This is a genomic window from Paenibacillus sp. FSL L8-0436 (assembly GCF_038593025.1).
Taxonomy (GTDB): domain Bacteria; phylum Bacillota; class Bacilli; order Paenibacillales; family Paenibacillaceae; genus Paenibacillus_AQ.
On record NZ_CP151955.1, the window covers coordinates 64,554 to 90,634 of the forward strand.

Annotated in this window: 20 protein-coding genes and 3 rRNA genes; all 23 read left to right on the forward strand. The window is 50.9% G+C overall.

Going from position 1 to position 26,081, the window contains the following annotated elements; all coding sequences use genetic code 11:
- Positions 1–46: 46 nt before the first annotated feature.
- Complete coding sequence (gene nadA, locus NSS79_RS00300; protein ID WP_038584425.1) at positions 47–985, forward strand: quinolinate synthase NadA; 939 nt, start codon at positions 47–49, stop codon at positions 983–985.
- 39 nt (positions 986–1,024) lie between these two features.
- Positions 1,025–2,641, forward strand: coding sequence for an L-aspartate oxidase (gene nadB / locus NSS79_RS00305; RefSeq protein ID WP_342437859.1), 1,617 nt, complete (start codon positions 1,025–1,027; stop codon positions 2,639–2,641).
- The gene (nadC, locus tag NSS79_RS00310) at positions 2,631–3,506 is read left to right on the forward strand and encodes a carboxylating nicotinate-nucleotide diphosphorylase (protein WP_342437860.1); all 876 of its coding nucleotides are present in this window, start codon (positions 2,631–2,633) and stop codon (positions 3,504–3,506) included. Before nadB ends, nadC begins: the two co-directional genes overlap by 11 nt.
- On the forward strand, positions 3,503–4,270 hold the full coding sequence (locus NSS79_RS00315; RefSeq protein ID WP_038584431.1) for a type III pantothenate kinase: 768 nt from the start codon (positions 3,503–3,505) through the stop codon (positions 4,268–4,270). Before nadC ends, NSS79_RS00315 begins: the two co-directional genes overlap by 4 nt.
- Before the next feature lie 23 nt (positions 4,271–4,293).
- The gene (gene hslO, locus NSS79_RS00320; protein WP_342437861.1) at positions 4,294–5,178 is read left to right on the forward strand and encodes an Hsp33 family molecular chaperone HslO; all 885 of its coding nucleotides are present in this window, start codon (positions 4,294–4,296) and stop codon (positions 5,176–5,178) included.
- Positions 5,179–5,186: 8 nt separating this feature from the next.
- The gene (locus NSS79_RS00325; RefSeq protein WP_342437863.1) at positions 5,187–6,131 is read left to right on the forward strand and encodes a peptidyl-prolyl cis-trans isomerase; all 945 of its coding nucleotides are present in this window, start codon (positions 5,187–5,189) and stop codon (positions 6,129–6,131) included.
- Between the two features lie 204 nt (positions 6,132–6,335).
- Positions 6,336–7,274, forward strand: coding sequence for a cysteine synthase A (gene cysK / locus NSS79_RS00330; protein WP_342437864.1), 939 nt, complete (start codon positions 6,336–6,338; stop codon positions 7,272–7,274).
- A 324-nt stretch (positions 7,275–7,598) separates the two neighbouring features.
- On the forward strand, positions 7,599–9,224 hold the full coding sequence (locus NSS79_RS00335) for an anthranilate synthase component I family protein (RefSeq protein WP_342437865.1): 1,626 nt from the start codon (positions 7,599–7,601) through the stop codon (positions 9,222–9,224).
- Positions 9,221–9,802, forward strand: coding sequence for an aminodeoxychorismate/anthranilate synthase component II (gene pabA / locus NSS79_RS00340; RefSeq protein ID WP_342437866.1), 582 nt, complete (start codon positions 9,221–9,223; stop codon positions 9,800–9,802). Before NSS79_RS00335 ends, pabA begins: the two co-directional genes overlap by 4 nt.
- A complete protein-coding gene (locus NSS79_RS00345) occupies positions 9,799–10,680 on the forward strand; it encodes an aminotransferase class IV (RefSeq protein ID WP_342437867.1) in 882 nt (293 codons plus the stop codon). The genes pabA and NSS79_RS00345 overlap by 4 nt, the downstream gene beginning before the upstream one ends.
- The gene (folP, locus tag NSS79_RS00350) at positions 10,677–11,534 is read left to right on the forward strand and encodes a dihydropteroate synthase (protein WP_342437868.1); all 858 of its coding nucleotides are present in this window, start codon (positions 10,677–10,679) and stop codon (positions 11,532–11,534) included. The genes NSS79_RS00345 and folP overlap by 4 nt, the downstream gene beginning before the upstream one ends.
- 48 nt (positions 11,535–11,582) lie before the next feature.
- The gene (folB, locus tag NSS79_RS00355) at positions 11,583–11,945 is read left to right on the forward strand and encodes a dihydroneopterin aldolase (RefSeq protein WP_076113651.1); all 363 of its coding nucleotides are present in this window, start codon (positions 11,583–11,585) and stop codon (positions 11,943–11,945) included.
- A gap of 10 nt (positions 11,946–11,955) precedes the next feature.
- Positions 11,956–12,507: a 2-amino-4-hydroxy-6-hydroxymethyldihydropteridine diphosphokinase gene (gene folK / locus NSS79_RS00360; RefSeq protein ID WP_342437869.1), complete on the forward strand. Its 552-nt coding sequence runs from the start codon at positions 11,956–11,958 to the stop codon at positions 12,505–12,507.
- Positions 12,474–12,668, forward strand: a complete 195-nt coding sequence (locus NSS79_RS00365; protein ID WP_306080843.1) for a helix-turn-helix transcriptional regulator — start codon at positions 12,474–12,476, stop codon at positions 12,666–12,668. Before folK ends, NSS79_RS00365 begins: the two co-directional genes overlap by 34 nt.
- 44 nt (positions 12,669–12,712) lie before the next feature.
- Complete coding sequence (gene dusB / locus NSS79_RS00370) at positions 12,713–13,729, forward strand: tRNA dihydrouridine synthase DusB (protein ID WP_342437870.1); 1,017 nt, start codon at positions 12,713–12,715, stop codon at positions 13,727–13,729.
- Between the two features lie 203 nt (positions 13,730–13,932).
- A complete protein-coding gene (greA, locus tag NSS79_RS00375) occupies positions 13,933–14,412 on the forward strand; it encodes a transcription elongation factor GreA (RefSeq protein WP_038584463.1) in 480 nt (159 codons plus the stop codon).
- Positions 14,413–14,669: 257 nt separating this feature from the next.
- Positions 14,670–16,187 carry a lysine--tRNA ligase gene (gene lysS / locus NSS79_RS00380; RefSeq protein ID WP_156130789.1) on the forward strand — a complete coding sequence of 506 codons (1,518 nt, stop codon included), beginning with the start codon at positions 14,670–14,672 and terminating at the stop codon, positions 16,185–16,187.
- Between the two features lie 496 nt (positions 16,188–16,683).
- A 16S ribosomal RNA gene (locus NSS79_RS00385) occupies positions 16,684–18,239 on the forward strand.
- A 245-nt stretch (positions 18,240–18,484) separates the two neighbouring features.
- Positions 18,485–21,412, forward strand: a 23S ribosomal RNA gene (locus tag NSS79_RS00390).
- Between the two features lie 145 nt (positions 21,413–21,557).
- Positions 21,558–21,674: ribosomal RNA gene (gene rrf, locus NSS79_RS00395) — 5S ribosomal RNA — on the forward strand.
- The 16S, 23S and 5S rRNA genes sit together here, the layout of an rRNA operon.
- Before the next feature lie 430 nt (positions 21,675–22,104).
- Positions 22,105–23,562: an IMP dehydrogenase gene (guaB, locus tag NSS79_RS00400; protein WP_342437871.1), complete on the forward strand. Its 1,458-nt coding sequence runs from the start codon at positions 22,105–22,107 to the stop codon at positions 23,560–23,562.
- A gap of 127 nt (positions 23,563–23,689) precedes the next feature.
- Positions 23,690–25,081 carry a D-alanyl-D-alanine carboxypeptidase family protein gene (locus NSS79_RS00405; RefSeq protein WP_342437872.1) on the forward strand — a complete coding sequence of 464 codons (1,392 nt, stop codon included), beginning with the start codon at positions 23,690–23,692 and terminating at the stop codon, positions 25,079–25,081.
- A gap of 103 nt (positions 25,082–25,184) precedes the next feature.
- The gene (gene pdxS, locus NSS79_RS00410; RefSeq protein WP_342440278.1) at positions 25,185–26,069 is read left to right on the forward strand and encodes a pyridoxal 5'-phosphate synthase lyase subunit PdxS; all 885 of its coding nucleotides are present in this window, start codon (positions 25,185–25,187) and stop codon (positions 26,067–26,069) included.
- Positions 26,070–26,081: the final 12 nt, after the last annotated feature.

A 26,081-nucleotide genomic window follows, 5' to 3' on the forward strand; every position in this document is an offset into this window, starting at 1 on the left:
TGTAGAGCCGGCTTACGCCGTGAAGAAATAAGGGGGAGAACTAACCGTGGAAGCTCTGGCGCTTGAGCGCAAGCAGGAACAAAATCGCGAACTTCGTGTGCGCCTCGAACAGCTGAAAAAAGAACGGAATGCAATCATTTTGGCTCATTATTATCAGCGTGATGAAATTCAGGAAGTTGCCGATTTTCGGGGGGACTCTTTTTTACTCGCTCAAAAAGCAGCGGAGACCGATGCGGAAGTGATTGTCTTCTGCGGTGTTCATTTCATGGGGGAAAGCGCTAAGATTCTGGCGCCTAACAAAACTGTGCTTATTCCTGATGAACGCGCCGGTTGTCCGATGGCCGATATGGTCAATGTAGATGGCTTGCGCAAGCTGAAAGCACAGCATCCGAATGCTAAAGTGGTGACTTATATCAACTCGTCGGCTGAAATTAAAGCAGAGACTGATATTTGCTGTACCTCTGCCAACGCTGTGAAGGTCATCGAATCACTCGATGCGGAAGAAATTATCTGGGTGCCGGATAAGAATCTGGGCCAATATGTCCAGGATCAGACGGGCAAGAAGCTGATTATCTGGGAAGGTTATTGCAACACTCATGATATGCTTACCGTTAAAGATGTAGTGGAAATGAAAGCAAAATATCCGGAAGCCGAGTTTGTGGTGCATCCGGAATGCCGTCCTGAAGTGGTTGCCATGGGCGATTATGTAGGCAGCACCACCTCGATTCTTGAATATTGCCGGAAATCGGACCGCCGGCAGTTCATTGTTGGGACAGAAGACGGTACCGGATACCAGCTCCGCTTGGATAGTCCGGATAAGGAATTCCATTTTGCAACGAAATTTCTTGTATGCCCTAATATGAAAGTCAATAATTTAAAGAAACTGGTCAAATGCCTGGAGACGATGAAGCCGCAGATTTACGTACCGCCCGCTGTCGCCGACAAAGCCAGAACTTCCCTAGAGCGCATGCTACAAGTCCGGTAGCATGCGCTACTCTTTCGTTGAAACAGGTGAAAAGCGGTCATGATTCCACAGTATTTGGTTGATTTCGACCTTCGCGAGCTTCCCACAATAAAGACAGATTGCATTGTTATCGGTTCAGGTATCGCCGGATTGTTCACGGCTATTAAAGCGAGTGAAGACCGGCATGTCATTATGATTACTAAAAAATCGCTGATGGAGAGCAATACTAGATATGCTCAGGGAGGAATTGCCGCTGTAATAGCCGAAGATGACTCTCCGGCATATCACCGCCAGGATACACTAATGGCTGGTGCAGGGCTCTGCTCCTCGGCTGCTGTTGATGTATTGGTGAATGAAGGACCGGGCGGGGTGCATGAGCTGATCCGGCTCGGCACCGTATTTGACAAGGAAGATGGCATATTAGCTTTGACTCAAGAAGGAGCACACAGCCACCGCCGGATTCTGCATGCCAACGGGGATGCTACGGGCTTTGAAATTGTGCGTGCACTCTCTGAACAGGTTACTGAACATGACAATATAGAGGTATGGGATGATCATTATGTTATTGATCTCGTTACCGAGGGCGGCGAATGCCTTGGGGTACTGGTACAGCGGCCGGGCGGAGGCAGATTGTTCCTGCAGGCCGATGCAACGATTCTATGCTCCGGGGGGGCGGGACAATTGTACCGCTATACTACTAATCCGGAAGTTGCGACAGGAGACGGCGTAGCCATCGCTTACCGGGCCGGAGCCCATGTGCGTGACATGGAATTTATCCAATTCCATCCGACGGCGCTTAGTTATCCGGGAGCCCCGAGGTTTCTGATCTCGGAAGCGGTACGCGGCGAGGGCGCCGTGCTGCGCAATATCAATGGAGAGCGGTTCATGGAACGATATCACGAGCTGCTGGAACTGGCACCCCGCGATATCGTGGCCCGGGCCATTGTCAGTGAGATGGAGCTGACCAAATCAACCTTTGTCTATTTGGATATTACGCATGAATCGGCCGATATGGTCAAACATCGTTTCCCCACGATATATGAGACATGTATGGGCTACGGACTGGATATTACAACGGACTGGATTCCCGTGGCTCCTGCTGCGCATTATATGATGGGGGGCATTAAGACCGATCTCAACGGAGAGAGCAATATCTCCCGTTTATTCGCCTGCGGTGAGGTGTCTTCCACCGGGGTGCATGGTGCCAACCGCTTGGCTAGCAATTCTTTGTCCGAGGCCATTGTGTTCGGACGGAGGATTATTGAACGCATTCGCCAGCTTCCTCCGCTCCGGCGGGAGACGATTTCGGCAGGCAGTCAGCAAGGCCGTGTTGAGTCTCCCACACAAGCTATTGTGGAGCGGCGGCTTAAGCTGCAGAAGGTAATGGTCCGTTACGCCGGATTGCGGCGGAATGAGGAGATGTTGTCCAAGGGGCTGGAGGAATTGAAACGGCAGCTGCCGATTTTTGCTTCGGCGCTGACCAAACGTGAGGAGTACGAGTTCGCCAATATGCTAACCTGCTGCCTGCTGATTACGGAATCGGCTTTGGCGCGGGAGGAGAGCCGCGGAGCACATTACCGTGAAGACTATCCGCTGCGGAATGATGCAGAGTGGCAGAAACATCTGCTCCAGATTCGCGAACTGGGAATAGTGGAGGAATTAAGTGATGATGTTTAATGGATATAATGAAGAGCTGGTACAGGCAATTAAAGGCTGGCTGCAGGAGGATGTCGGCTCCGGGGATATAACGACCCGTACGACGATACCTGCAGGCCATGAGTCCAAGGGTATTATTCATGCCAAAGAGGACGGCATTATCTGCGGAATCCCTGTAGCGGAGCTTGTGTTTGAGATTGTAGATCCGTCGCTTGTGTTCACGGCACTGGTGCAAGAAGGCCAGGGTGTGTCCAAGGGAACGGTCATCGCAGAAGTTGAAGGCAGCACGCATGCGATCCTCACCGGGGAACGGCTGGCACTTAATTTAATGCAGCGGTTGTCCGGCGTGGCTTCACGTACCGCCTCCTTCGTTCAGGAGCTTCATGGCTTGCCGACACGTCTGGTGGATACGCGCAAGACAACACCCGGTCACCGGATGCTGGAGAAATACGCTGTACGGGTCGGTGGTGGAGCGAATCACCGATTCGGATTATATGATGCGGTAATGATTAAGGACAACCATATCAAAGGCGCTGGCGGAATCCGTCAGGCTGTAGGACGTGCACGGGCTAATATTCCGCATACAATGACGATTGAAGTAGAGACGGAAAACCTGGAGCAGGTGGAGGAAGCACTTGTTGCCGGAGCCGATATCATCATGCTTGATAATATGTCTCCTGAACTGATGAAGGAGGCTGTGAGAAGAATTAAGGCGAAATCGCCTCATGTCAAGACTGAAGCATCGGGTAATGTGTCTTTGGAAACGGTTCGCCGTATCGCGGAGTCCGGCGTTGATGTAATTTCAGTGGGCCGTCTCACCTATTCTTTCTCCAGTCTGGATATCAGTCTGGATCTGAATGCGAAGAAGGAGGGCCCGCTGTCATGATGCTCGCCGTCGATATCGGCAATACCAATATTGTTCTCGGTGTGTACCGGCAGCGTGAGCTGCTGCACCACTTCAGGCTTAATACTGCACGCCAGTCCACTGTGGATGAGTATGGAGTTCTGATCCATAATCTATTCAGCATGTCGGGCCTTTCGGTGAAGGATATCGAAGGAGTTATTATCTCCTCGGTAGTTCCGCCGCTTGTTCAGGTCATCGTGGAGATGTGTGTGAAATATATTGGCAAGGATCCGCTGCTGGTAGGTCCAGGAATCAAGACTGGGCTTAACCTGCGCTATGAGAATCCGCGTGAGGTAGGCGCTGACCGGATTGTTAATGCGGTTGCTGCCATTGAGCAATATAAATGTCCGCTCGTAGTTGTTGATTTCGGAACTGCGACTACCTTCGATTGCATTGACGCAGGTGCCAATTATCTTGGCGGGGCGATTGTGCCGGGACTCGGCATTTCTACGGAGGCTTTATATCAGCGGGCTTCCAAACTGCCGCGGATTGAGCTGGAGAAACCGAAGAAGGTAATCGGACGGAACACGGTCCACGCTATGCAGGCAGGGATTATTTTCGGCTATGCCGGGCAGGTTGAAGGGATTGTAAGGCGCATTAAGCTGGAAATGAATGCGCCGGTGCTGAAGGTCATCGCTACGGGTGGACTTGCCCCGCTCATTGCCGGTGAAACGGATTGTATTGATGAAGTGAACCCAATGCTGACGCTGGAAGGTCTGCGTATTATTTATGACCGCAACAAATAAAATAAAGGAGGAGTATGCACCCGATGGATAACAAAAAGGACCGGCTGGTCCGGGGAACGGCGCTGGGTGGCAGAGTCAGAGCTTTTGCTGTGCGCACGACAGCGCTGGTTGATGAATTGCGGCGCAGACATGATACGTATCCAACGGCTACAGCCGCACTGGGCCGTACAGTTACCGCTGCAGCCATGATGGGCGCAATGCTCAAAGGTCAGGAGAAACTCGCCGTGATGGTCAAAGGCAATGGACCGATCGGACAGATTACTGCAGAATCAAATGCTTTTGGAGAGGTACGGGGTTATGTGACCAACCCGCATGTTCATCTGCCGAGCAATAGTCTTGGCAAGCTGGATGTCGCAGGAGCCGTGGGTACGGAAGGGTTTATTGATATCAGTAAGGATTTAGGCATGAAGGAGCCCTACCGGGGAAGTGTGCCGATTATTTCCGGTGAGCTCGGCGATGATTTCACGTATTACTTTGCAGTTTCCGAACAAACGCCGGCTGCGGTGGGTCTTGGTGTACTGGTTGAAACCGATAACTCCGTGCGCGTAGCCGGAGGATTTATTGTACAACTGCTTCCAGGGCTTACGGATGAAGAGATCACCGAGATTGAGCGGGCGGTAGGGGCGCTGCCTTCAGTAACCGCTTTACTGGAAGAGGGGCTGGAACCCGAAGAGATGCTCCGTTATCTTTTACCGGATGCAGTGATTATGGATGAGCTGGATATCAAATTTGTCTGCCAATGCTCGCGTGAACGGGTGGAGCAGACACTGGTCAGCTTGGGTGAGAAAGAGCTGGAACGTTTGATTGAAGAAGATGATCAGGCTGAGGTTGTCTGCCATTTTTGCAACGAGGCCTATGTTTTTAATAAGGATGAATTGCAGGTTATCCTGGATCAAGCGAAATCGTAGGGCTGGGGATGATGACAAGACAGGAGCGCGCGCTGCGCAATGCCGTTATTCTACTGGCTGTCGCGACTTTGATGCTCGGAGGTCTTTTATTCTGGAGTTTGCGGGCGATGTCCATTCTTAAAGGAGAGCCGGCGGACGGCGAGTCCCCGGACATCGCCTCTGCGGGAGGCCAACCGGTAACGGATCAAGCCTGGGTGGATGAACTCAAAAAAAAGTACGGTAATGATGTGCTGCTGGGCATGCTTAATCATATTGTAGTCGACAAAGAGGCCAAGGCTCTTGGTGTTGCTGTGACAGATGAGGAGATTGAGCAGGAATTGAAGCGCAGCATGACCGGTTACGGTTCGGAAGAGCAATACTATGCCCAGATGCAGTCGGAGCTGGGGCTTTCCCGTCAGGAAGTGCGTGAAGAAGCGGTGTATCGCCTGACTCTTCAGGCAGTCGCAACTGCAGGCATTACCATTACTGATGCGGAAATTGATAATTATTTAGCGGAGAATTCCGAGCGGTTCACACCGAGGAAAGAAATGCAGCTCTCGATAATCAAGGTGGCCACCTACAGCGAAGCTGAGCGTGTAATGGACCGGCTGGAGCATGGAGAGGAATTTGCTGCACTTGCCAAGGAATTGTCCATAGATGAGGAGAGCCGGGGGCGCGGCGGCAGCATCGGAACGGTGGAGGAGGAGGATCCCTTTTGGCCGGAAGATCTACTGAAGACGGCAGCGCAGCTGGACGAAGGGGATATCGCAGGTCCCCTGCAGACGGGCGATGATTATGCCATTATCCGGCTGGAGAAAATGATTGATCCCAAAAGCCAGGATCAGACGGAAATCCGTGAGCAGGTTCGCCGGGAGCTGGCACTGGAGCAGGCGGCTCCATTACAGCAGGTGGAGAGTGATTTGCGCGCTAAATATGATACAGCGATATATATTGACAACAGCCTGCAAGATTGATAATATGAAATTAAATGGAAAACCTACTGTTTTAGTCGGAAATAGATGGCGGCGAATCATATTTGGCCGTGGAACAGCGCTATAACTTGGTGCTGCGGTGTTGAATCTCCTGGTGCACACCCGGAATTACAAGCTGAAGACTTATGTATGTCACAAGTTATGCACCCATATATATCATTTATCATTCCAAGGAGGTTTTTACTCATGGCTAAAGTCGTCAACAGTGTAACAGATTTGATCGGAGGCACACCGCTCGTTCGTCTCAATCGTATTGTTCCTGAAGGATCAGCGGAAATTTATTTGAAGCTGGAATACCAAAACCCGGGCTCCAGCGTTAAAGACCGCATTGCCCTCAGTATTGTAGAAGAGGCTGAGAAGGAAGGTCTTCTGAAACCAGGCGGCACGATTGTAGAAGCAACCAGCGGCAATACAGGTATTGGCCTTGCGCTTGTAGCTGCAGCCAAAGGTTATAAGGCTATTATTGTTATGCCGGAAACGATGAGCCTTGAGCGCCGCAATCTGCTGCGTGCTTACGGCGCAGAGCTGGTGCTGACTCCAGGATCGGAAGGTATGAACGGTGCGGTTAAGAAAGCGGAGCAGATCTTAAGCGAGAACCCAAGCTTCTTCCTGGCTGAACAATTCAAGAACAAAGCCAACTTGAAAATCCACCTTGAAACAACCGGCCCGGAAATCGTGGAAGCCATTGAATCCATTGGTGGACCGCTGGATGCTTTCGTCGCTGGTGTGGGTACAGGGGGAACTATCTCCGGTGCAGGTGAAGTGTTGAAGGGTCAATATCCTGATGTGAAGATTTATGCGGTAGAACCAGCTTCTTCGCCAATTCTGGCCGGCGGCAAACCGGGACCTCACAAAATTCAGGGGATTGGCGCAAACTTCATTCCTGAAATCCTCAACCAGGACATTTACGATGAGATCATTCACGTAGAGAACGATGAGGCATTTGAAACTGCCCGTCGCGTGGCTAAAGAGGAAGGTGTGTTGTCCGGTATTTCTTCCGGTGCAGCTGTATTCGCGGCTCTTAAAGTAGCTAAGGAACTGGGCGCAGGCAAAAAAGTAGTTGTGATCATCCCAAGTAACGGCGAACGCTACTTGAGCACACCGCTGTATAACTTCGAAGCATAATTGCTGACAAAGCAAATCACTAAGAGTCCTCGCATCCGCTAAGACAGGGATAACGAAGGCTCTTTTTTGTGCATGATGAAAGATATAATCTTTCCTGTGCTTCCACAGCAGATGAGGCTGGAGTCAGTCGAAACGGTTTTTTTCAGAAAATCCATAATTCAGGCTTTTCAAAGCAGCACGAAGTACAGTATACTGACAGGCAATAAACTTTAGATTGCTTAATGCAAGAAGCGCAGACTTCACAAGACTTAAGCGAATGCTTACGAAGCAAGTTTTGTTACGAAGCAATTTCAAGAAGCGCAGCTTCACAAAACTTTTAGGAGGATGGCTTTGGAAATCATAACGGCTTGGCAGGATTGGGAGCAGTGGGCACAAGAGGACTGGAGCCTCCTCCCTTTAATCATAAAATCACCGCAGGACAAGGAGGGCTTGCCCTCTTCCTGGATGAAGGCCTGGCAGCTGGCCTCCCCCTATTCAGTGGTGCTGGAGAGCGGGAAAGGCGGACGATACACATACTTGGGGTTGCGGCCCGTTTCAGTACTAAAAGGAAAAGGCGGGGATGCCGAGGTGCTCAGCTTGTCCCCGGAGGCAGCGGGAACGAATGAACCTGTGCCGCAAGCTGTGGAGCTGCAGGGAGAGCCGCTGAAAGTGCTGCAAAACTGGATGAGCGGCTTCTCCTCACCCAAACTGCAGGTTGCCGGCCTGCCCCCGTTCCGTGGAGGCTGTGCGGGGTTCCTCAGCTATGATGTAGTCCGCTCTCTGGAGCAGCTCCCTGTGCTTGCCCAGGATGATCCCGGATTTCCGGACTATCTCTTCATGCGGCTGGAAGAGCTGTGGATCTATGACCATCTTGAGAACACGCTCTATTCCATTGTGCATGTGCCGGTTGCTGCGGCCAGCTCGTCTGATCTGGCCGCTCTGAAGTTACTGTATCAAGACGCAACCGTCAGGGCAGAAGGCATGGTCGAACAGTGGCATGGGATCTGCTCTGCTCCCGGCCTGGAGGAAGACCGCGAAGAGGAACGTGGAATTATCGCTGCTGTTGAATCAAGCGCCGACCTGTCCGGTGAATGGCCAGGCATGACCTCTGCTTTCTCGCCCGGGCAATTCCAGCAGGCTGTGCTTGACGTTCAAGAATACATCCGCCAGGGGGATGTATTCCAGGTCAACCTGTCGCTGCGCCAGGAGGCGCAGCTGAATACCTCGCCGGAGGATGTGTATGAATGGCTGCGCAAGCTTAACCCGTCCCCGTACATGGGGCTGCTGCGCTCGCCCGGCTTCGCGCTCTCCAGCGCTTCGCCGGAGCTGCTGGTCAAGCTGCACGGGGACAAGGTCAGCGCACGCCCCATTGCCGGTACCCGGCGCAGGGGCCTGACTCCCGCGGAGGATGCCGCCATGGAGGCGGAGCTGCGCGGGAGCGAGAAGGAGATCGCCGAGCATATTATGCTTGTCGATCTGGAGAGAAACGATATCGGCCGGGTCGCGGCCTATGGATCGGTCAGCGTGCCGGAGCTGCTGACCGTGGAGCGATACTCGCATGTCATGCATCTCGTCTCGCAGGTCGAGGGCAGCATCGCCCCCGGCAAGGATGCTTATGATGTCATGGCCGCCTTGTTCCCCGGCGGTACTATTACCGGCGCACCCAAGGTGCGGACAATGGAAATCATCGAGGAACTGGAGCCGGTACGGCGTGGTCCATATACTGGATCACTGGGCTGGATTGACTATAACGGCAATATGGAATTAAATATTATTATAAGAACACTGGCAGTGAAGGACGGAGTCGGATATATTCAGACGGGCGCGGGCATTGTGATTGATTCCGATCCGTACCGCGAATACCGGGAATGCCATAATAAAGCCAAAGCGGTCGTGAAGGCGGTTCTCTGCAGCGAGCATCAGCAGGAATTGCGGACGACCGGCGGCGCCGAAGGGGGAGCAATACAATGATCTTGGTCATCGATAATTATGATTCCTTTACGTACAATCTGGTGCAATACCTGGGTGAGCTGGGGGAAGAAGTGAAAGTATTCCGCAACGATGAAATCAGCATTCAGGAGATAGAGGCGCTGGCTCCGGACCATATTTTGATCTCTCCCGGACCTTGTACGCCGAACGAAGCCGGCATCAGTCTGGAAGTGCTGCAGCATTTCAAGGGGAGCATACCGATCTTTGGAGTCTGTCTCGGGCATCAGGCTATCGGACAGGCCTTTGGCGGCAATGTTATCCGTGCGGAGCGTCTGATGCATGGCAAAACATCGCCGATTCACCATCACGGCACATCCGTATTTGAAGGACTGGAATCTCCCTTTACCGCAACCCGGTATCATTCCCTGATTGTAGAGCGTGAGAGTCTGCCGGATTGTCTGGAGATTACAGCCGAGACTGCGGAAGGCGAAATTATGGCCCTGCGCCATAAAGAGTACCCGATTGAAGGCGTGCAGTTCCACCCTGAATCGATCATTACCGATCATGGGCACATCATGCTGCGCAACTTCCTGAAACGGAGAGCCGGGGAAACGGCATGAAATATATAGGACTCAACAAAAGCGTAGTTGAGGCTAAAGACGCCGTGGTCTCCACTTTGGATCACGGTTTTTTATACGGTATGGGCTTGTTTGAAACCTTTCGCACCTATAACGGCGTGCCCTTCCTGCTGCGCCGTCATCTGGACAGACTGGCTGATGGCTGCAGGCAGCTAGGCATTCCATTTGAACCGGATGAGGCATCCTTGCGGGACTGGATTACACGGGTGATGGACAAAAACGAACTGAAGGATGCCTATATACGGTACACAGTTACCGCCGGGGAGGACATTCTTGGTCTTCCGGCTGGTGACTATAGCCGCCCGAATCATTTGCTCTATATCAAAGAATTGCCGCGCCAGCCAGCCGCGCTCTACAGCGAAGGCAAAGGGATCCAGCTGTTGCAGCTGCGGCGTAATACCCCCGAAGGACCGGTAAGGCTGAAGTCACTCCACTATATGAACAATATACTGGCCAAGCGGGAGCTTGCCGGATATGCCTCTGCGGCCGGCGGCACGGAAGGGCTTATGCTGACTGCAGAAGGGAATATTGCTGAGGGAATTGTGAGCAATATTTTTTTCATCAGCAATGAGGTGCTGCATACGCCTGACCTGGCTACAGGCATCCTTCCGGGAATTACCCGGGAAATGGTCCTGAAGCTGGCTCCTGCCGCCGGACTCCGTGTGGAAGAGGGGTTGTACCGCTGGGAACAGCTTCAGGCTGCCGATGAGGTGTTTCTCACCAATTCGGTGCAGGAGATTGTCCCGGTTACCACACTGTGGCACGGTGATGAGGCGCTGACTGTAGGCACAGGGCGCTGCGGGGCACACACGGCGCAATTGATTACTTTATACAGGGAAAGGACGGGAGAGCCGGTATGAGACCCGTAATCTATAAGCGGACCTACCGCTGGAACAACAGCGAGCTGGTCCTTGGTGACCGAACATTAATTATGGGCATTTTAAATGTAACCCCGGATTCCTTCTCTGATGGCGGACTATGGACTGAACCGGATCAAGCGGTAAAGCATGCGCTGCAAATGGCTGCTGAAGGTGCTGATATTATCGATATAGGCGGAGAGTCAACCCGTCCCGGCCATCAACCGGTAAGCCTGGAAGAGGAGCTGGCCCGTGTACTGCCTGTTATTGAGAGTATCCACCGCGCTGCACCTCAGTTGATATTATCCATAGATACCTATAAGGCGGAGGTGGCTCGTCAGGCGATTCGGGCAGGGGCGCATATCATCAACGATATTTGGGGGTGCAAAGCCGATCCTGATATGGCAGCTGTGGCAGCTGAGGCGGACTGTCCGATTATTTTGATGCACAACCGCCACGACCGGAATTATCAGAATTTGGCCACGGATATGGCGGCTGACCTCAATGGCAGCATCAACCTGGCGCTGGAGGCCGGGGTGAAGCCGCATAATATCATCCTTGATCCAGGCATTGGCTTTGCCAAGGATTATGCGGAGAATTTGCAGGCGATGATGGTACTGGATGAACTGGCGATGTTGGGTTATCCCATGCTGCTTGCCACTTCCCGCAAAAAATTCATCCGTACCGTGCTGGACCTTCCGTCTGATGATGTGATGGAGGGAACCGCCGCTACCGTTGCATTCGGCATTGCTCAAGGCTGCCAGATTGTGCGGGTGCATGATGTGGCCATGATGAAACGTACCGTACTTATGTGTGATGCGATGCTCTATGCCACCTCTCCGCGGGTGCATGAATAGGTGGCTATTGCTGAACGAACTATTTTGTATTAGAAAGCAGGTATCAGGATGGATAAAATGAAGCTGCACCGCATGGAGTATTATGGATATCATGGTGTGTTCGAAGAGGAACGCAAGCTTGGACAACGTTACTATATTGACCTGGAGCTGGAGCTTGACCTGCGGGGGGCTGGTCTTCAGGATGATCTGGACCAAACCGTAAATTACGCCGAAGTGCATGCGCTCGTCAAAAAAATTGTTGAAACAAAGTCCTTTAAGCTGATTGAAGCTTTGGCGGAACATATTGCATCCTCAGTACTGGACACTTATACTATTATCAATGCAGTAACAGTCAAAGTAACCAAGCCGCATCCGCCGTTCGACATTCATTTTCAGGGAGTGACTGTAGAACTGCATAGAACGAGAAAGTGAGACAGGGCCCATGACTATACACTCCACCTCTGAGGTATCAGAGGCTTATATTGCTTTAGGGGCCAATTTGGGTGACCGCGAAGGCACCTTGAAGGAAGCTTTGAACAGGCTGGATCATTATGACGGGATTGAAGTTGTACGCTGCTCCAATGTATATGAGACAGAGCCTGTCGGCTATCTCGACCAGCCGCAGTTTTTGAATATGGCAGCCGCCCTCCGCACCACGCTTGCGCCGGAGAACTTGCTTCATGTGATGCTCGACATTGAAGCGCAGCTAGGCCGGGTTCGTGATATCCGTTATGGCCCGAGAACAGTGGATCTTGATTTATTGTGGGTAGAAGGACAGAGCTATGATACGGCAGATTTAACGCTTCCGCATCCCCGGATGCTGGAACGGGCGTTTGTGCTGTTTCCGCTCAGTGACATCGTACTGCTGGATGAGGATTCTTCCGGACTCCGGGGAATCATTACAGCAGCGCTGCAGGATATAGACGGAAAGGAAGGAATGCGCTTGTGGACATCAAACGTATGGGAACGCGGGTCAGAGCATTCCGAAAGCTGAAAGGATACACCCAGCAAGAGTTGGCGGATTCTGTCGGAATTTCACTGGCTGTGCTAGGCGCAGTCGAGAGGGGAAACCGGCATTTGGAAGATAAAATTTTAAATAAAATTGCGGATGTTCTTGAGGTTTCAGTCGAAGAGTTGGCCAATCCCTCTACTTAGGAAGACGTCCATTCATAAATAGAACTATGAGGAAGTGAAGAAATGTGCTGAAAATTGGCGGCATTGAGATGAAGAATCAGGTCGTTCTGGCCCCTATGGCCGGTGTATGTAATCCGGCGTTCCGGCTGATTGCAAAAGAATTCGGCACCGGCTTGGTATGTGCGGAAATGGTCAGTGACAAAGCTATTCTGCACGGCAATTCGCGTACGCGTGAGATGCTGTTCGTGGATGAACGGGAGAAGCCGCTTAGCCTGCAGATTTTTGGCGGAAACCGTAAGTCGCTCGTTGAGGCGGCCAAAGTTGTGGATAAGGAGACCAATGCCGATATTATCGACATTAATATGGGGTGTCCCGTACCGAAAGTAACAAAATGTGATGCCGGGGCCCGCTGGCTGCTGAATCCGGATAAAATCTACGAGATGGTCTCGGCGGTTGTAGAAGCCGTTGACAAGCCGGTTACCGTGAAAATGCGGATCGGCTGGGACAGCGAGCATATCTTTGTAGAAGAGAATGCCCGCGCAGTGGAACGTGCCGGAGGCCAGGCTGTTAGTGTGCATGGACGTACCCGTGAGCAGCTCTACACCGGCCATGCCGACTGGAAGTATATTAAAATGGCTAAAGAGGCTGTTTCGATTCCTGTCATCGGCAACGGCGACGTTAACACACCTGAGGATGCCCGGGCGATGCTGGATCAGACCGGCTGCGACGGGGTGATGATTGGACGCGGCGCGCTGGGCAATCCATGGATGCTTTACCGGACCATTCAATATTTGAGCACAGGTGAGCTGACGCCTGAGCCCGGAGCGGAAGAGAAGATTAAAGTGGCGATTCTTCACATGGACCGTTTGGTTGCCCTTAAAGGAGAGGCGGTAGCGGTTCGTGAAATGCGCAAGCATCTAGCCTGGTATTTAAAAGGTCTTAAGGCTGCTGCCCGCGTAAAGGATGTCATTATGGAAGAAACCAAACGCGATGAAATGGTGCGGATCTTGAATGATTTTGTCGTACAGCTTAAAGATGAAGAAGAACAAGAGGACCGTAATACGTCTCTCTCTGCAGTTTAATTACCGTCTCCACTGGCTTTAAGAGATAACACCGGAACATTATATGGGGCGTCATTGACATTTTGTAGCGGTTCCAATATAATTTCACAGTATAAAATCGCCGTTACAGCAAGGGCAATGCAGCATGGAGGGTTCTTATCCCTCTGGATTCGCATATAGTATGGTGTTTTCAATAAATGTATACGACAGGAGAATCGGTTGAGATGAGCGATAAAGAAGTCATCCTTACGCCGGACGGACTTAAGCGTCTGGAAGAAGAACTGGAGACCCTCAAATCCGTGAAACGCCGCGAAGTGGCCGAACGGATTAAAGTGGCGATTGGCTACGGAGATATCAGCGAGAACTCCGAATATGAGGACGCGAAGAATGAACAGGCCTTTATCGAAGGGCGTATTATCACTTTGGAAAAAATGCTCCGCAACGCGCGCATCATCAATAGCGATGAGATCGTTACCGATGTGGTAAGTATCGGGGTTACTGTAAGCGTTGAAGATATGGAATATGGCGATGTGATGGAATACACAATCGTTGGTACAGCCGAATCCGATCCGCTTAACAATAAAATCTCCAATGAAAGCCCGGTAGGCAGAGCTATTATCGGTAAGAAAATCGGCACTGTTGTAGATGTTAGTGTACCTGCAGGAGTCATTCAATATAAAATTCTTGATATCCGAATGAAGTAATCTACAGGCGCTTTGCGCCTGTGAATAGACATGCTGCCCTCGCACAGAGAACTGCACTGCACTGGCAGAAGAAGGAACAGGGCCCGGAAAGCTTCCTTAGGGAAGCTTTTTTCTAAATAAAGAAGAGATATCGCCCGAAAAATATGGCTGAACACATATAGCTTATATTTTGTACTGGAACGGACTGCCCTCAATTATGAAGGTGGAGCCGTTTCTTCTTGTGTATATGACATGAGGCATTAGAGAGGATGAGGAACATGACTGAGGAAATGAACACCGTGGAAACCACGGAAAAAGAGCTTAGTGAGCTGTTGCAGATTCGCCGTGCTAAATTGGACGAGCTGCGGGCACTGGGAATTGACCCGTTTGGCAAAAAATATGACCGCACAGCAGGTGCCGGGGACCTTCTGGCTAAGTATGACGGACAAACAAAAGAGGAATTGGACGAGCTGGCTCTGGAAGTCAGCATTGCCGGTCGGATTATGGCTAAACGTGTCATGGGTAAGGCAAGTTTTGCCCACATCCAGGATCTTAGCGGAAAAATCCAAATTTATGTGCGCCAGGACAGCATCCCTGAGGCGCAATACGCAGCCTTTAATGTTCTTGATTTGGGCGATATTATCGGAGTGCGCGGTATCGTGTTCAAAACCAAAACTGGTGAAACCTCTATTAAAGTGTCCAATCTTGAGGTTTTGTCCAAATCTTTGCTGCCGCTGCCTGAGAAGTACCATGGCCTGAAGGATGTTGAGCTGCGCTACCGCCAGCGTTATGTAGATCTGATCATTAACCCTGAAGTACAGCAGACCTTTATCGCCCGTTCACGGATCATCCAGTCGATGCGCCGTTACCTGGATTCCCTTGGTTACCTTGAGGTTGAAACCCCAACACTTCATGCGATTGCCGGCGGAGCTGCTGCACGTCCGTTCATCACATACCACAATACGCTGGATATGCAGCTGTATATGCGGATTGCGATTGAACTGCATCTGAAACGTCTGATTGTCGGCGGACTCGAAAAAGTTTATGAAATCGGCCGTGTATACCGCAATGAGGGCATTTCGACGCGTCATAATCCGGAGTTCACCATGATCGAGCTGTATGAGGCTTATGCCGACTACAAGGACATTATGCATTTGACCGAGAGCATGATCGCTCATATCGCCCAGGAGGTTCTTGGCAGCCAGAAGATTAACTATCAAGGCCAGGAAGTGGACCTATCGCCAGGATGGCGCCGTGTGACCATGGTTGATGCCGTCAAAGAAGTGACGGGTGTCGACTTTGGCGTTCAGATGACGGATGAAGAAGCACAGCGTTTGGCCAAGGAGCACCGTGTACCGGTTGAAAAGCATATGACCTTCGGCCATATCCTGAATGCCTTCTTTGAGCAGTTTGTTGAGGAAACATTGATTCAGCCTACATTTGTAATGGGGCATCCGGTTGAAATCTCGCCGCTGGCCAAAAAGAACGATCAAGACCCGCGGTTTACCGATCGATTTGAGCTGTTTATCGTCGCACGTGAGCACGCGAATGCCTTTAGTGAGCTGAACGACCCGATTGACCAGCGTCAGCGCTTTGAAGCGCAGATTCAGGAGAAGGAGCAGGGCAATGATGAAGCCCATGAGATGGACGATGACTTCATCCGTGCTCTGGAATATGGTATGCCTCCTACAGGCGGACTGGGAATCGGTGTAGACCGTCTGATCATGCTGCTGACCAATGCTGCCTCAATTCGTGATGTTCTGCTGTTCCCGCATATGCGCAACAAGACAGAATAATTTCAAATGTTCTATTTCACAGAGCCAAGGGGCGCTGTATTGTACAGAAGTTCCTTGGGCGCTGTGGGTTTAGAATGATGGCTTAGAAGTGGTGTATCCAATCTAATTCAAAAAAATGCTTGCAATGTAGAACCATACATGATATATTCTATTTCTGGCCGCGAAACATCAACGCCGGGCTCGAAAAAGAAGTTGAAAAAAAGAGCTTGCATTGATCGGCTGGATGTGATATATTATAAGAGTTGCTGGTGACGAGATAATCGACACTGACAACGAGCTTGATCTTTGAAAACTGAACAACGAGTGAGTGGGAAATCACGCAAGTGAGATCCAAAACGGATGAGTTTCACAGCGTATTTATACGCTTTAGAAATTTCATCGTGAGAATGTAAATTCTCGTCAGATGTTTCAAATTGAGCAATCGCTCTTTTCAATATCTTTTTCGGATGGTTATTTTCTCGGAGTAATTCGGGTGAAGTAACCGCTCGAAAAAACCAATTTGGAGAGTTTGATCCTGGCTCAGGACGAACGCTGGCGGCGTGCCTAATACATGCAAGTCGAGCGGAGTTATGAAGGAGCTTGCTCCGGATTAACTTAGCGGCGGACGGGTGAGTAACACGTAGGCAACCTACCTCTTTGACTGGGATAACTACCGGAAACGGTAGCTAATACCGGATAATTCCTTTGTTCACATGGACGAAGGATGAAAGGCGGAGCAATCTGCTACAAGGAGATGGGCCTGCGGCGCATTAGCTAGTTGGTGGGGTAACGGCTCACCAAGGCGACGATGCGTAGCCGACCTGAGAGGGTGAACGGCCACACTGGGACTGAGACACGGCCCAGACTCCTACGGGAGGCAGCAGTAGGGAATCTTCCGCAATGGGCGAAAGCCTGACGGAGCAACGCCGCGTGAGTGATGAAGGTTTTCGGATCGTAAAGCTCTGTTGCCAGGGAAGAACGTCCGGTAGAGTAACTGCTACCGGAGTGACGGTACCTGAGAAGAAAGCCCCGGCTAACTACGTGCCAGCAGCCGCGGTAATACGTAGGGGGCAAGCGTTGTCCGGAATTATTGGGCGTAAAGCGCGCGCAGGCGGCTATTTAAGTCTGGTGTTTAAACCTTGGGCTCAACCTGAGGTCGCACTGGAAACTGGGTGGCTTGAGTACAGAAGAGGAAAGTGGAATTCCACGTGTAGCGGTGAAATGCGTAGATATGTGGAGGAACACCAGTGGCGAAGGCGACTTTCTGGGCTGTAACTGACGCTGAGGCGCGAAAGCGTGGGGAGCAAACAGGATTAGATACCCTGGTAGTCCACGCCGTAAACGATGAGTGCTAGGTGTTAGGGGTTTCGATACCCTTGGTGCCGAAGTTAACACAGTAAGCACTCCGCCTGGGGAGTACGGTCGCAAGACTGAAACTCAAAGGAATTGACGGGGACCCGCACAAGCAGTGGAGTATGTGGTTTAATTCGAAGCAACGCGAAGAACCTTACCAGGTCTTGACATCCCTCTGAATCCACTAGAGATAGTGGCGGCCTTCGGGACAGAGGAGACAGGTGGTGCATGGTTGTCGTCAGCTCGTGTCGTGAGATGTTGGGTTAAGTCCCGCAACGAGCGCAACCCTTGACTTTAGTTGCCAGCAGGTAAGGCTGGGCACTCTAGAGTGACTGCCGGTGACAAACCGGAGGAAGGTGGGGATGACGTCAAATCATCATGCCCCTTATGACCTGGGCTACACACGTACTACAATGGCCGGTACAACGGGAAGCGAAGCCGCGAGGTGGAGCCAATCCCAGCAAAGCCGGTCTCAGTTCGGATTGCAGGCTGCAACTCGCCTGCATGAAGTCGGAATTGCTAGTAATCGCGGATCAGCATGCCGCGGTGAATACGTTCCCGGGTCTTGTACACACCGCCCGTCACACCACGAGAGTTTACAACACCCGAAGTCGGTGGGGTAACCCGCAAGGGAGCCAGCCGCCGAAGGTGGGGTAGATGATTGGGGTGAAGTCGTAACAAGGTAGCCGTATCGGAAGGTGCGGCTGGATCACCTCCTTTCTATGGAGAATCGTCACCTGCAACGGTGACATTCAAATCGGAAGCATGTCTTCCAAAACTCAGGTTTAGGCCTGTTACTCACTCGTTGGTCAGTTTTGAGAGTTTAAGCTCTCAAGTAGTACCTTGATCCTTGAAAACTGGATACCGAAACGAATTTGCGTTTTAGAACATCTTTTAGCTGAAACTTGTGTGAACAAGTTTTAATTAATAGCGATGCTAGCGATTTTCCTAACGGAAAACGCATTGGTTAAGCTAATAAGAGCACACGGAGGATGCCTAGGCGCCAGGAGCCGACGAAGGACGTGGCGAACAACGAAACTGCCTCGGGGAGCTGTAAGCAAGCTTTGATCCGGGGGTGTCCGAATGGGGAAACCCAGCTGTGGTAATTCGCAGTTACTTCTCTCTGAATACATAGGGGAGATAGAGGCAGACCAGGGGAACTGAAACATCTAAGTACCCTGAGGAAGAGAAAACAATAGTGATTCCGTCAGTAGCGGCGAGCGAACGCGGAACAGCCTAAACCAAGGGGCTTGCCCCTTGGGGTTGTGGGACGTCTCACATGGAGTTACAAAGGAATATGGTAGGCGAAGAGGTCTGGAAAGGCCCGCGATAGAGGTAAAAGCCCTGTAGCCTAAACTGTGTTCTCTCCGAGACGGATCCCGAGTAGTGCGGGGCACGTGAAACCCCGTATGAATCCAGCAGGACCATCTGCTAAGGCTAAATACTACCTGGCGACCGATAGTGAAACAGTACCGTGAGGGAAAGGTGAAAAGCACCCCGGAAGGGGAGTGAAATAGAACCTGAAACCGTGTGCTTACAAAAAGTCAGAGCCCAATCTATGGGTGATGGCGTGCCTTTTGTAGAATGAACCGGCGAGTTACGTTTAACATGCAAGGTTAAGGTGAGAAGCCGGAGCCGCAGCGAAAGCGAGTCTGAATAGGGCGATTTAGTATGTGGACGTAGACCCGAAACCGTGTGATCTACCCCTGTCCAGGGTGAAGGTGCGGTAACACGCACTGGAGGCCCGAACCCACGTATGTTGAAAAATGCGGGGATGAGGTGGGGGTAGCGGAGAAATTCCAATCGAACTCGGAGATAGCTGGTTCTCCCCGAAATAGCTTTAGGGCTAGCCTCGGTGAATGGAGTGGTGGAGGTAGAGCACTGATTGGGTGCGGGGCCCGCAAGGGTTACCAAGCTCAGTCAAACTCCGAATGCCATTAACTTCTTGCCGGGAGTCAGACAGTGAGTGCTAAGATCCATTGTCAAAAGGGAAACAGCCCAGACCATCAGCTAAGGTCCCCAAGTGTGTGTTAAGTGGGAAAGGATGTGGAGTTGCACAGACAACCAGGATGTTGGCTTAGAAGCAGCCACCATTGAAAGAGTGCGTAATAGCTCACTGGTCGAGTGACTCTGCGCCGAAAATGTAACGGGGCTAAACACACCACCGAAGCTATGGCTAGATGCACTAGCATCTGGGGTAGGGGAGCGTTGTATGCAGGTTGAAGGTGTACCGTAAGGAGCGCTGGACAGCATACAAGTGAGAATGCCGGTATGAGTAACGAAAAGATCAGTGAGAATCTGATCCGCCGAAAGCCCAAGGTTTCCTGAGGAAGGCTCGTCCGCTCAGGGTAAGTCGGGACCTAAGGCGAGGCCGAAAGGCGTAGTCGAAGGACAACAGTTTGAAATTACTGTACCACCGTAATCCGCTATGAGCGATGGGGTGACGCAGGAGGGTAGTGACGCGGACTGATGGATGTCCGTCTAAGCAGTGAGGCTGGTGTGTAGGCAAATCCGCACACCATTAAGGCTGGGCTGTGATGGGGAGCGAAAATTAGAGTAGCGAAGGTCATGATCTCACACTGCCAAGAAAAGCCTCTAGCCAGGAGAAGGTGCCCGTACCGCAAACCGACACAGGTAGGCGAGAAGAGAATTCTAAGGCGCGCGGAAGAACTCTCGTTAAGGAACTCGGCAAAATGACCCCGTAACTTCGGGAGAAGGGGTGCCTCGGTAGGGTGAATAGCCCGAGGGGGCCGCAGTGAAAAGGCCCAAGCGACTGTTTAGCAAAAACACAGGTCTGTGCGAAGCCGCAAGGCGAAGTATACGGGCTGACGCCTGCCCGGTGCTGGAAGGTTAAGGGGAGCGGTTAGGAGTAATCCGAAGCTGTGAACCGAAGCCCCAGTAAACGGCGGCCGTAACTATAACGGTCCTAAGGTAGCGAAATTCCTTGTCAGGTAAATTCTGACCCGCACGAATGGCGTAACGACTTGGGCGCTGTCTCAACGAGAGATCCGGTGAAATTTTAATACCTGTGAAGATGCAGGTTACCCGCGACAAGACGGAAAGACCCCATGGAGCTTTACTGCAGCTTGATATTGAATTTGGGTACGATCTGTACAGGATAGGTGGGAGCCGTAGAGGCAGGAGCGCAAGCTTCTGCGGAGGCGCCGTTGGGATACCACCCTGATCGTATCTAGGTTCTAACCTGGTACCCTAATCGGGTACGGGGACCGTGTCAGGCGGGCAGTTTGACTGGGGCGGTCGCCTCCTAAAGAGTAACGGAGGCGTTCAAAGGTTCCCTCAGAATGGTTGGAAATCATTCGAAGAGTGCAAAGGCATAAGGGAGCTTGACTGCGAGACCAACAAGTCGAGCAGGGACGAAAGTCGGACTTAGTGATCCGGTGGTACCGCATGGAAGGGCCATCGCTCAACGGATAAAAGCTACCCTGGGGATAACAGGCTTATCTCCCCCAAGAGTCCACATCGACGGGGAGGTTTGGCACCTCGATGTCGGCTCATCGCATCCTGGGGCTGAAGTAGGTCCCAAGGGTTGGGCTGTTCGCCCATTAAAGCGGTACGCGAGCTGGGTTCAGAACGTCGTGAGACAGTTCGGTCCCTATCTGTCGTGGGCGCAGGAAATTTGAGAGGAGCTGTCCTTAGTACGAGAGGACCGGGATGGACGTACCGCTGGTGCATCAGTTGTTCCGCCAGGAGCATGGCTGAGTAGCTACGTACGGACGGGATAAGCGCTGAAAGCATCTAAGCGTGAAGCCCCCCTCAAGATGAGATTTCCCAATTAGTAAGACCCCTTGAAGACGACGAGGTAGATAGGTTGGAGGTGGAAGTGCAGCAATGCATGGAGCTGACCAATACTAATCGGTCGAGGGCTTATCCAATAAGTAAGACGCAGATTCGTTTCGGATTCAGTTTTCAGGAATCAAGTTCTGATTCATGAGGTCCAAGTGACCAAGTGATGAAGATTTGTTTTCAGCATTTGGCGATGCTGAGACCTGAATTTAGCATTTGTACCGCAAATGCCCGTTTGGTGGCGATAGCGGAGGGGTTCCACGCGTACCCATCCCGAACACGACCGTTAAGCCCTCCAGCGCCGATGGTACTTGGACCGAAGGGTCCTGGGAGAGTAGGACGCCGCCAAGCACACAAAGCCATTGTTGAGTTTCTCAACAGTGGCTTTTTTGTTGTCTTAAAGTGCAAATGGTGGTAGTTAAAGCAATATATAGGCTAATCCCACGCCCTGAAACTACAAATGTACATATACAATAAATGGGTTATTACAGTGATTATGTCCACTGGATACGGACTTCCGTCCAAGAATTCGCTTACCCGGTGACCGTTTTCCGATTCCCTCCTCTGATGATGTAATATTCTTGACAGGCCAAAAACCCTTTGCTAAGATGGCAATAATATATTTTTGGACAAGCATCTCAAACGTTAATTGAAGATACGGATATGTATAACTTCGCTGTTTAGTTCAGTGTCTATCGGATATGGACTTCAAACCGGAGTTTCTTCATTTATAAAGTTTGTGGGCGGTTAGAATAAAGATAATCGAGGAGGAATGACCCAGGTGTGGGAAGATAAGTTTGGTAAAGAAGGTTTGACGTTTGACGATGTGCTGTTGGTGCCGCGCAAATCCGAGGTACTGCCGAAGGAAGTGGATCTGGCCACGGTACTGAGCAAAAATGTGAAGCTGAATATCCCTCTGATGAGTGCAGGCATGGATACAGTCACAGAAGCAGCTATGGCGATTGCAATTGCCCGCGAGGGAGGCATTGGCATTATTCATAAGAATATGTCAGTGGAGCAGCAGGCTGAAGAAGTAGACCGCGTAAAGCGCTCCGAGAGCGGTGTTATTACTAATCCCTTTTCTCTAACGCCAGAACACTGGGTTTCCGATGCTGAAGTCCTGATGGGTAAATACCGTATTTCCGGAGTACCTATCGTTGATGAAAGCAACAAGCTGGTTGGGATTCTGACCAATAGAGATCTGCGTTTCATTCATGATTTTAATATTCAAATCAAAGAAGTGATGACCCATGAGAATCTGGTCACTGCTGCGGTTGGCACTACTCTCCAGGAAGCAGAAGGTATCCTTCAACGCCATAAGATCGAGAAGCTGCCGCTTGTAGATGAGAACAACATTCTTAAAGGTCTGATCACGATTAAAGATATAGAAAAAGCAATTCAATTCCCGAACGGAGCAAAAGATGCTCACGGCCGTCTGCTGGTGGGTGCGGCAATTGGTATTTCCAAAGATACTTTTGAGCGTACAGAGGCGTTGGTGAAAGCCGGCGTGGATCTGATTACGGTAGATTCCGCACACGGGCATCATATTAATATTATTGATGCTGTCCGCAAATTGCGTGAACTGTACCCGGATCTTACGATTGTTGCCGGTAACGTGGCAACCGGAGACGCAACCCGTGAATTGATTGAAGCTGGCGCTTCTGTAGTTAAAGTGGGTATTGGACCGGGATCAATTTGTACCACACGCGTAATTGCCGGTATCGGTGTTCCGCAAATTACGGCCATTTACGATTGTGCAACGGTTGCCCGTGAGTACGGCATTCCGATTATTGCTGACGGGGGTATCAAATATTCCGGTGAGGTTACCAAAGCGATTGCTGCGGGAGCATCTGCGGTTATGATGGGAAGCCTGTTCGCCGGAACGGAAGAAAGCCCGGGCGAATCTGAGATTTATCAGGGACGTAAATTCAAGGTATACCGCGGCATGGGCAGTATGAGCGCCATGAAGCAGGGCAGTAAAGACCGTTACTTCCAGGATGATGACAAGAAGCTAGTTCCAGAAGGTATTGAAGGAAGAGTGGCTTTCAAAGGTTCGCTCTCTGATACGGTTCATCAGCTGATCGGCGGGCTTCGTTCTGGTATGGGGTATTGTGGAACGAAGACGCTGGAGGATCTGCGCAATGATACATCTTTCATCCGGATTACAGGAGCCGGGTTGCGTGAAAGTCACCCTCATGATGTACAAATCACTAAGGAAGCTCCCAACTATTCCCTATAATTAGGCGATTTCGATAAATTACGGACAGACAGGACTAAATTCGTCCTGTCTGTCTTTTTTTGCAGGTACCCCTGTGTTAGAATAGAACAAGCAATGGATATGAGGATCAAAAGGAGAGTAGTAATCATTGAAGCACAAGCGAAAATTTAGCAGTAAACAATTTGTGATTAAGACAGCGACAGTAGGTCTGCTTTTAAATATGTTAGCTTCTCCAGTACATTCGGTGTTCGCTGATGAAGTGAAGACACCGGCAACGACAGAAAAGGGTACTGCCGCCGGCACTACTGCGGCGAAAGCTGTAGTCAAGATTCCTAGTATAGAATCACTGAAGCTCGAAGTGGATTCGGCAGTGTTGATCGAACCCACTACAGGCGAGGTGCTTTTGTCCCTGAATGCCGATAAGCCTCTGCCTCCGGCAAGCATGACGAAGATGATGACAGAATATCTGGTTGCAGATGCCGTGAAGAATGGCCAGATTTCCTGGGACCAGAAAGTAGTTGTTCAGGAAAATGCCTCCAAGCAGATCGGCTCGCGTATTTTTTTGGCTGAAGGCGATGAACATACGGTAAGAGAGCTATACATAGCAATGGCCGTTGGTTCTGCTAATGATGCCACCGTAGCGTTGGCTGAGCTTGTTTCGTCATCGGAGCAGGAATTTGTAGCTCTAATGAATGAAACTGCAAAGAAGATGGGAATGAAGACGGCTTACTTTATCAATTCTACCGGTCTTGACCGTGCCGATATGCCGGCTAAGTTCCAGCCCAAAGTCGATCGTGAAACCGTAATGTCAGCCATGGATGCAGCGATTCTTGCCAAATATATCGTCACGGACCACCCGGATTTCACAGAATTCACAACCATTCAGTCTTACAAGTTCCGTGAACGGGATGACAAACCAATGGTTAACTACAACTGGATGCTGGAAGCGAACAAGGATATCGCCAACTTTAAGGCATACGCTTATCCCGGCCTTGACGGGCTGAAGACAGGACATACTAACAACGCCGGCAACTGTTTCACCGGTACGGCCGTCCGCGACGGTATGCGGCTGATCAGTGTCGTTATGGGCGCCAACTCAGAAGCACACCGTTTCACAGAAACCAAGAAAGTACTTGATTTTGGCTTCAATAATTTCGAAATCAAACAGGTAGTGGCCCCTAAAGCCGTCATTGCCGGCAATGAAACAGTGCCTGTGCAAAAAGGAAAAAACAAAAATGTGTCCATCGTTACCGATGCCGGAGTTACTTTTATCGTGCCTAAAGGAACGGTTGCACCACAGATTAACACAGCGGTTACCGTTAATGATGCATCAACACTGGTAGCCCCAATTGCCAATGCTTCCAAAGTGGGTAAGGTTACTTACTCCTACAAGGTTGAAGGCATGTCTCAGGTTCAGGAGAAGACGGTCAATCTGATTACCGCAGAGGAAGCGGAGAAGGCTGGCTGGTTCAAGCTGCTGATGAGAGCAATAGGCGAATTTTTTAGCGATTTGTTTACAGGAATTAAGAACCTGTTCTAGGACGGTAATGTCTGGTGCAGTGGATAATCCGAGTAAATAGGTTGTATATATAGCCGCCTTGCGGTAAAGTGGCAAGTTAGATAAGATCAATCGGGAGGCTTGAATCATGGAAACTGGAACATCGCGAGTTAAAAGAGGCATGGCAGAAATGCAAAAAGGCGGCGTCATTATGGACGTCATGAATGCAGAGCAGGCGAAAATTGCCGAGGCTGCGGGTGCAGTAGCTGTAATGGCTCTGGAACGCGTACCCTCTGATATCCGCGCAGCAGGCGGTGTAGCCCGGATGGCTGATCCTACAATCGTAGAAGAGGTTATCAAAGTGGTGAGCATTCCCGTTATGGCCAAAGCCCGTATCGGTCATTATGTAGAAGCGAAGGTTCTTGAATCTCTGGGCGTAGATTATTTGGATGAAAGCGAAGTGCTCACACCTGCCGATGAAGTATTCCATATCAACAAACGTGAGTTTACAGTTCCTTTTGTCTGCGGAGCGAAAGATCTGGGTGAAGCGCTGCGACGTATTAATGAAGGAGCTTCGATGATCCGCACCAAGGGTGAACCGGGAACGGGTAACATTGTTGAAGCCGTGCGCCATATGCGTTTTATCAACAGCCAGATCCGCAAGGTAACCAACTTGTCCAAAGACGAGCTTTTTCACGAAGCTAAGACTTTAGGTGTTCCTTACGAGCTGCTGCTTGAAGTTCACGAGCTCGGCAAGCTGCCGGTTGTTAACTTTGCCGCAGGCGGTGTAGCTACTCCGGCTGATGCAGCTTTGATGATGCATCTTGGTGCGGATGGTGTATTCGTGGGTTCCGGTATATTCAAATCGGACAACCCCGAGAAATTTGCCCGGGCGATTGTGGAGGCAACTACTCACTTCACTGACTATAAACTGATCGCTGAAGTATCCAAGAACCTTGGCGCGCCAATGAAGGGGATTGATATCGCAACTCTGACTCCGGCTGAACGTATGTCGGAGCGCGGCCGTTAATAGAGAGAAGGT